At 63.6% G+C, this 8,082-nt stretch carries 7 protein-coding genes; all 7 read right to left on the bottom strand.

What is annotated here, in order from left to right:
* Positions 1-1,154 (bottom strand): ATP-binding protein (locus tag A2J02_RS05350; RefSeq protein ID WP_231911413.1); only part of this gene is annotated, 1,154 nt, incomplete at its 3' end.
* Positions 1,155-1,411: 257 nt separating this feature from the next.
* On the bottom strand, positions 1,412-2,509 hold the full coding sequence (locus A2J02_RS05345) for a PDR/VanB family oxidoreductase (protein WP_068047725.1): 1,098 nt from the start codon (positions 2,507-2,509) through the stop codon (positions 1,412-1,414).
* Between the two features lie 32 nt (positions 2,510-2,541).
* The gene (locus A2J02_RS05340; protein ID WP_068047722.1) at positions 2,542-3,459 is read right to left on the bottom strand and encodes a metal-dependent hydrolase; all 918 of its coding nucleotides are present in this window, start codon (positions 3,457-3,459) and stop codon (positions 2,542-2,544) included.
* Between the two features lie 169 nt (positions 3,460-3,628).
* Positions 3,629-4,192: a DUF721 family protein gene (locus tag A2J02_RS05335; RefSeq protein WP_068047719.1), complete on the bottom strand. Its 564-nt coding sequence runs from the start codon at positions 4,190-4,192 to the stop codon at positions 3,629-3,631.
* Positions 4,189-5,439: a DNA replication/repair protein RecF gene (gene recF, locus A2J02_RS05330; RefSeq protein WP_068047716.1), complete on the bottom strand. Its 1,251-nt coding sequence runs from the start codon at positions 5,437-5,439 to the stop codon at positions 4,189-4,191. Before recF ends, A2J02_RS05335 begins: the two co-directional genes overlap by 4 nt.
* Positions 5,440-6,366 (bottom strand): phosphogluconate dehydrogenase (NAD(+)-dependent, decarboxylating), encoded by a 927-nt coding sequence (gene gnd / locus A2J02_RS05325; RefSeq protein ID WP_068047712.1) that lies wholly within the window; start codon positions 6,364-6,366, stop codon positions 5,440-5,442. It lies immediately after the preceding gene.
* 65 nt (positions 6,367-6,431) lie between these two features.
* On the bottom strand, positions 6,432-7,616 hold the full coding sequence (dnaN, locus tag A2J02_RS05320) for a DNA polymerase III subunit beta (RefSeq protein ID WP_068047709.1): 1,185 nt from the start codon (positions 7,614-7,616) through the stop codon (positions 6,432-6,434).
* Positions 7,617-8,082 lie beyond the last annotated feature (466 nt).

The following is an 8,082-nucleotide window of genomic DNA, read 5'->3' as shown; positions in this document are numbered from 1 at the left end:
ATCTCGGTGTTGCCGAGCTTGGTCTTGGTCTGACCCTCGAACTGCGGCTCACCGACTCGGACCGAAATGACCGCGGCGAGGCCCTCACGAATGTCGTCGCCGGTCAGCTTGATGTCTTTTTCCTTGACCAGCTTCTTCTCGAGGGCGTACTTGTTCACCGTCGAGGTCAACGCGGTGCGGAAGCCCTCTTCGTGGGTACCGCCCTCGTGCGTGTTGATGGTGTTGGCGAAGGTGTGCACCGACTCGGAGTAGCCGGCGTTCCACTGCATCGCGATCTCGACCTCGTGGCCTTCACCCTTGCCGGTGAAGCCCACGACCGAGTTGTGGATCGCGGTCTTGGTGCGGTTGATGTGCTTGACGAAGTCGACCAAGCCGTCGGGGTAGTGGTACGTCCGCTTGCGGACCTTGGCCGGCTTCGCGTTGGCCGCATCGGCCTGCTCTTCCTCGGCGGTCTTGGGAGCCTCGGCGGTCTCGCCCAATTCCTCCTCGGTGGCGTCGGTCGCGGCCACTCGCTCGTCGGTGAAGTTGATGGTCAGCCCCTTGTTCAGGAACGCCATCTCCTGCAGGCGGCGGTGCACGGTCTCGAAGCTGTAGTCGAGAGTCTCGAAGATCTTGCCGTCGGCCCAGAAGCGGACGGTGGTGCCGGTCTCGTCGGTGTTCCCGACGGTTTCGAGCGGTCCGGGCTTGGCGTAGTCGTAGGTCTGGGTGTAGCGGTGACCGTCACGCGCGATCTGCAGTTCGACCTTGGTCGAGAGGGCATTGACCGCCGAGATACCGACACCGTGCAGTCCGCCGGACACCGCGTACGAATCGGAGTCGAACTTGCCCCCGGCATGCAGCTGGGTCATGACGACCTCGACAGTGGGGACGCCGGACGAGTGCATGGCGACGGGAATTCCTCGACCGTCGTCGGTGACCTCGACACTGCCGTCCACGTGAATGGTGACGCCGACGGTGGAGGCATAACCGGCCATGGCCTCGTCGACGGAGTTGTCGACGACCTCCCAGATCAGGTGATGCAGGCCTCGTTCACCGGTGGAACCGATGTACATACCGGGCCTTTTACGAACCGCCTCCAGGCCCTCGAGGACCGTGATGGACGAAGCGCCGTAATCCTTGCTGTTCTCGTTGTTACCTGACTTCTGGGCAGCCACGGTTAGCTGGTTCTCCTTCTACGCGTCCACTACCCCGCTCACACCCCGACAGGGTGCTACCGCAGGGGCGAGCGCAGTCGATTCCGGCCGCGCCCGGGTCCATGCGTTGTTCCGGGCTTGATGTCGTACCGGTCCATAGTACTGGTTGCCTGCGACAGCATGGGCACGATGACACCCCTAAAAGGCCTCTGATTGCTTCACAGGCGCATTTTCAGGGTGCCGGGCGACAAAGATGAAGGGTAAATGCGGCGGCTCGGCTAGAGATCGAGCACGATCCGTTCACCCTCGGAACGGGACACACAGATCAACATCTCGTGTTCCTGCTCCTCGGCGGTGAGTCGGTTCTCCCGATGCTGCGGTGTTCCGCTGAGTACTCGAACGCGACACGTCCCGCAGAACCCCTGCTGGCAGGAGTACGCCACATCGGGCCTCAAACGCCGAATGGCATGCAACGCAGTCTCGTCCGGAGCCACTGCGATGATCTGTCCGGAATCGACGAGCTGCACCTCGAACTCGGCACCGTTCTTCACCGGCGGCGGTGAGAAACGCTCGAAGTGCAGATGCGTTGCCGGCAACGAGTCGAACGACGCCCGAACCAGATCGATCATCGGCGGAGGTCCGCACACGTAGACCGAACCCCCGGGCGCCGCGGCACCGAGCAGATCCATGCTCGACGGCATGCCGTCCACATCGTCGGTCCGCACCGTCACGCGGTCGGCGTCCCAGCCGGCGATCTCGTCGAGGAACGGCATCGATTCACGTGAGCGGCCGCAGTAGACGAGATGCCAATCCATCCCCGTCTCCCGAGCACGACGCACCATCGGGATGATGGCTGTGATGCCGATTCCGCCGGCCACGAAGACGGCGTGCTCGGACTGCACGAACGGAAAACCGTTGCGCGGACCGCGAATTGCGAGCTCGGTGCCGACCTGCAGATCGTGCATCTCACGCGACCCACCCCCGCCGTCGGGAACCAAGCGCACCGCGATGGAGTACGAGTCGGGATTCGGCTGCCCACACAACGAGTACTGCCGACGGCGTCCGGACGGGAGATAGAAGTCCAGATGCATTCCCGGTGCCCACGCGGGCAGCACCTCACCGTCGGCGGCCGAGAAGGTCAGTTGGACCACTTGCTCGTCGACGCACAGCACCTCGCGCGCGACCAACGTCAGCAACCGGGTGCGAGCCACGGGCGGCGCAGCGAACGACGCGTCGTAGTCGTCACCGTCGAGCAGAGCGAACCATTTGTCGAGCGCATCGGTCACCAGTGACACGGTCTGATCGGGCTCGTCGCGGCCGTACAGATTCTTCGGAATGGTGCGTCCCGCCCGGAACGAGTCCACCATCTGTGCCATTGCGCCGAGCTTGCTCCGCAACGTGCGTTTGGTCATCGATCGGCGGACCGAGCTGCCGGTGAGGTGGCCAGATACTGCACTGCCTGCGCCGTCGAACCTTCCTGGGAAGGGTGGTAGGTGCGCTTGAAGTAACGCAACGACGCCTTCACCATCGACATCGGGGTCGGGAACAGGCCGGCATGGGCAACTCGACGAAATTCTCGGAACGACGGTGTGCGCTGCTTGGGTGGCAGGTGCGCCAGCGTCGGATCCTGGCTCATCAGAAAGCGAACACCGCGGGTCCAGAACCACACCAACGTGGGCGCGATGACGACGTAGGTACGAATACGGCGGGCCGGGCGGACGTCGAAGTACCGCATCACCTCGTAGGCCACCGATCGATGCTCGACCTCCTCGGCTCCGTGCCACCGCAGCAGATCCAGCATGATCGGGTCGACGTCGGCCTCGTCCAACTCCGAGGCATTGAGCACCCAATCGCCCAGGAAAGCGGTCAGGTGTTCTGCGGCAGCGATGAGGGCGAGACGTTCGACCAGACTGTTCTGACCGTGACCGGACCTGTTGCCGAGAGCACGGCCGAACAAGAACTTCATCTGATCGACGTACGGGTCGACATCGATGCCGTGTGCCCGAAGCTGATCGTGGACATCGGTGTGCGCCTGGGCGTGCATGGCTTCCTGGCCGATGAACCCGATGACGTCGTCGCGCAGCTGATCGTCGTGGATCAGCGGCAACGCTTCCTTGAAGGTGCGCACGAACCATTCCTCGCCCTCGGGCAGGAGCAGGTGCATCACGTTGATCAGGTGCGTCGCGAGCGGATTGCCGTCCATGTAGTGCAACGGCAGGGACTTCCAGTCGAACTCGACATTCCGGGCATGGAGAACGACTCGGTCTTCGGGGGTCCCGTCGACATCGACGGCCGCTGTCGATGCCTTCTTCGTTGGTGCAGACACAACTTCTCCTCGTCCGATGGCCGCGTAGAACATCTTCATCGATCCCCCGACCGCTGAGTGTCGCGAATCACGCTACGCACATCGACCATGTCACAGCAACACTGGCCCCAACATCTGTTGAGGATCACCTGGACCAGGCACTTCGAAAAGCATACGTTGGGACGTCTCACTATCCGTACGTGTCGCGCGGGCCCCGCCCGCGCACGTGACGCTCACCTTTTCTCCAGCTCTGCGTCGTCGGACCGGTGATGCGCAGAGACGTCACCACACCGTGACCGACGGCGGCGGCGATCTTGGCCAGAATCTGCGACTGCATCAGCCTCAACTGCGTCGCCCACGCCGTGGACTCCGCCGAAATACTCAACACGCCGTCCTTGAGACCGGTGGGCTCCGCATGAGCCGAGATGTCCTCGCCGACCACGCTGGGCCACCGGCCCAACACAGCGCCCTCGGACACCTTGGCCGACCACCCACGCTTGGACGCGATCGAGTTCGCCAAGGCCCCGAACGCCTGCGGATCACGGTCGTCCGGCCCGGCTCCCGACCAACCGCGTCGACGACGCCCCCGCAGTGCTCGTACCCCGCCGGTGGGCGACGACCGTCCCTGCCCCACCGATTTGCCACTGGCCTTGGCTGCGGCCCGGGCGTCCTCGAGTGCTCGACGCGCCAGATCGACACCTTTCAGTTCCGGTACCTCACCGTTACCTGTGGGCGTTGCCTCGTCGTCGGTCATCGAACCTCACCTTCCGAAGCTGCGGTACCGGTATTGGCCGACAGGTCCGAGATGCGCGAGATACGTCCTGCTGCACCGGAATCCGAACTCTGCGTCGCTTCGACCCCGTACCGCCGAGCATCGAGTTCGGGAGGTACGTCCTCCGGTACCGCCGCCGTGATGAGCACCTGCTCTGCACCGGCGGCCACGGTCGCCAACGCCGCGCGCCTCTTGCGGTCGAGCTCGGCGAACACGTCGTCGAGCATCAGGACCGGGTCGGTACCGTCTTCCCGCAGCAACGCGAACGACCCGAGCCGCAACGACAGTGCGTACGACCACGACTCACCATGGCTCGCAAACCCTTTCGTCGGTTGATCACCGAGCATCAATTCCACGTCGTCGCGGTGCGGTCCCACCAGACACACCCCGCGTTCGATCTCGCGCTGTCTCATCACCGAAAGCTGGTGCAGGAACGCAGCTTCCAGCACCTCGGTGTCGTCGGGTTCCGGTGCACGATCGGCATCGGAGAATTCCGGCGGGAGCGCATCGGCCAGACTGCAGCGATAGGCGACTGCGGCCAACCGCGATTCCGGCGCGATCGAGCTGTAGGCCTGTTGTACGAAAGGCATCAGCTCGTGCACCAAAGATATTCTGGCAGCGAGCAATCGAGCACCGTGCGCCGCGAGGTGCCCGTCCCAGACGTCGAGGGTGGCAAGTGCACTGGCCCCGTCACCCGACGACGAACCGCGGCGCAACGATCCACTCGCGGTCTTGAGCAGAGCCGATCGCTGCCGCAGTACCTTGTCGTAATCGGCACGGACAGTGGCCATTCGAGGAATTCGAGTGGTGAGCAGCTCGTCGAGATAGCGTCGGCGCTCACCGGGATCACCGCGGACGAGCGAGAGATCCTCGGGAGCGAACAACACACTCTGCAACACGCCCAGGATTTCGCGTGGGCGACGCAGCGGCGACCTGTTCATCCGAGCCTTGTTGGCCCGGCCTTCGAGCAGCTCGACGTCGATGATCAATTCGCGACCGTGATTGACCACGGCACTGCCCACGAACGCTTTGGCGGCACCTGCCCGGATCATGGGTGCGTCCGAGGACACACGATGAGAGGACAACGTCGACAGATAGTTGAGCGACTCGAGCAGGTTGGTCTTGCCGTGTCCGTTGGGCCCCACGAACACGGTCGAGCCCGGTCCGAGGTCGACCGTGAGGTCGTCCCAGGATCGGAAGTCGTGTAGCTGCAGAGACCGGACGAACACTTACTCGGTGTTCTTCGGCGCCGGGGCGCGCAGGGTCTCGTCGGCGTCGGCCTTCTTGACCGCATGCCCGCCGAACTGGTTCCGAAGGGCAGAGACAGCCTTCATGGCAGGCGAATCCTCTTGCCGCGAAGCAAATCTGGCGAACAATGCCGCAGAGATCACCGGCGCAGGGACGGCATGACGGATGGCTTCCTCGACGGTCCAGCGACCCTCACCGGAGTCCTCCGTGTACCCGGAGATCTCACTGAACTCCGGATCCTGACCGAGAGCTTCGACCAGCAGGTCGAGCAGCCACGACCGCACGACCGTGCCCTTGCTCCAGGCCCGCAGCACGCCTTGCACATCCTGCACGAGCTCTTCGGCTTCGAGGATCTCGTACCCCTCGGCATAGGCCTGCATCAACCCATATTCGATACCGTTGTGCACCATTTTCGAGTAGTGACCGGCACCGACCGGGCCGGCATGCACGAAACCGTCCGCGCGCTCGCCCTCGGGACGCAACGCGTCGAAGATCGGCATCGCTCTGGCGACGTGCTCGTCCTGGCCGCCGACCATCAAGCCGTAGCCGTTCTTCAGGCCCCAGACCCCGCCGGATACTCCGGCGTCGATGTAACCGATTCCCTTGGCGTCCAACAACTCTGCGTTGGGCTTGTCATCGGTGAAGCGTGAATTGCCACCGTCGATCACCAGATCGCCGGGCTCGAGCACATCCGCAAGGCCGTTGACGGTGTCGCGGGTGATCTGACCGGACGGGACCATCACCCACACCACCCGGGGCGCCGTCAACGATTGCGCCAGCCCGGCCAGTGACGGGGTATCGGTCACCTCGGGTCGGGGGTCGTAGCCGATCACCTCGTGACCGTGCTCGCGCAATCTCTCGCGCATGTTGAAACCCATTTTTCCGAGACCGACCAAGCCGAGCTGCATGATGACGCGTCCTTGTCTGTGTCAGGTGCGGAGATTCCCGCGGATTCAACAGTAACCAGGCAGGATCAGCCCGGCAGCCTGACGGGCATCAGCAGATACGTGTATTCGGACTTCGGCGCCGCGAACTTGCCTGCGTCGTCGGGCACCAGTTCCTCGTCGGAGGTCGGCCGCAGCACTGCAGGCCGGCTCGGCGTCGTGAATCCGAAGGTGACCTTCTCGCTGTGCAGCGAGGACAACCCGTCGATGAGGTATCCCGGATTGAAGGCGATGGTCAGTGCCTCGCCCTGGAAGTCGGCAGGCAGAGCTTCCTCGGCGCGGCCGGCGTCGTCGCCACCTGCGGACAGCAACACGCCGTCGGAGTTGAATTCCAGGCGCACCTGCGCACCACGCTCGGCAACGAGAGCGACACGCTTGATGGCCTCGACCAGCGAGGCGATGTCGAGGGTCGCCACCGCAGTGTGTTCGGCGGGCAGCAACTGACGGAACTTCGGGAACTCTGCGTCGAGCAACCTGGTCGTGGTGCGGCGCCCGTCACTGACGATGCCCAGCAAACCGTCGCTACCGATGGACGAGCCGGAACCGAGGGCCAGTTCCACCGGTGAGCCGGAGTTGCCGCCCAGAGTCTTTGCCGATTCGGACAAAGTCTTGGCCGGGATGAGCACCGCGGTGGTGGTGTCTGCACCGGCGGGAGCCCACTCCACCTCACGAACCGCCAACCGGAAACGGTCGGTGGCCGCGAGAACGACGTTGGTGCCGTCGATCTCCACGCGGATACCGGTGAGCATCGGAAGCGTGTCGTCCTTGCCCGCAGCGATGGCGACCTGGGCGATTGCCTCGGAGAAGACATCACCGGCCAGCGAGCCGGTGTTGCTGGGCAACTCGGGGAGCTGCGGGTAGTCCTCCACCGGCATCGTGGGCAGCGAGAACTTGGCACTTCCGCAGTTGACCAGAACGCGGGTCCCGTCGACCGTGACGTCGACCGGCTTGTTGGGCAACGACTTCGTGATATCGGCAAGTAGCTTGCCCGACACCAGAACTCGGCCTGCAGTGGCAACCTCCGCCGACACCTTGACCTGAGCGGAGACCTCGTAGTCGAATCCGGAAACCGTCAGACCCTGCTCGTCGGCAGCGAGAAGAACTCCACCGAGAACGGGAACGGGCGGCCGAGACGGCAGGCTGCGGGCTACCCACGCGACGGAATCGGAAAAATCTTCACGAGCAACGCGAAACTTCAAACTTCCAAGCTCCATCGCTCGGCATTTCCTCTCGTTCGGTGGTGTTCGGCGTTACGGCCGGAGCGGTGCAACCACGAAGGTTGCGGCTCGAACCGCTGCAACGACGAGTGTGGCACATCCAGCGCAAGCACACCGTATGCCCTCCGAAGCGAAGACGAAAGCGCGAGGCTCGCGTCGAAGGTGGGATTCGGGGGTTCTCGGAGGGCCTGTGAACGGATCGTTCCCCAACACCTGTTTTCAAAGAAGTTCTTTCAAGGAGAAAACAGAAGTATTAATAGGTCCTGTGGAATCTGTGCACGGACCGTTCGATCCGCTGGTGGCCGAGCGTGGTGTCGTGGGGATGAACTCGGGACCAATACGTGATTGACGCGCGGCTGCCTGTGCACGAATCACATCGGTGCACAGGCGCCCACATTCCATCCCCAGAACTTCGATGTTGTCCACATGGTTATCCACAGGTGTGAATCAATGGTCGACGGCT

The organism is Rhodococcus sp. EPR-147 (assembly GCF_001647185.1).
GTDB lineage: Bacteria > Actinomycetota > Actinomycetes > Mycobacteriales > Mycobacteriaceae > Rhodococcoides.
This window is presented reverse-complemented; position numbering and strand designations above follow the sequence as displayed.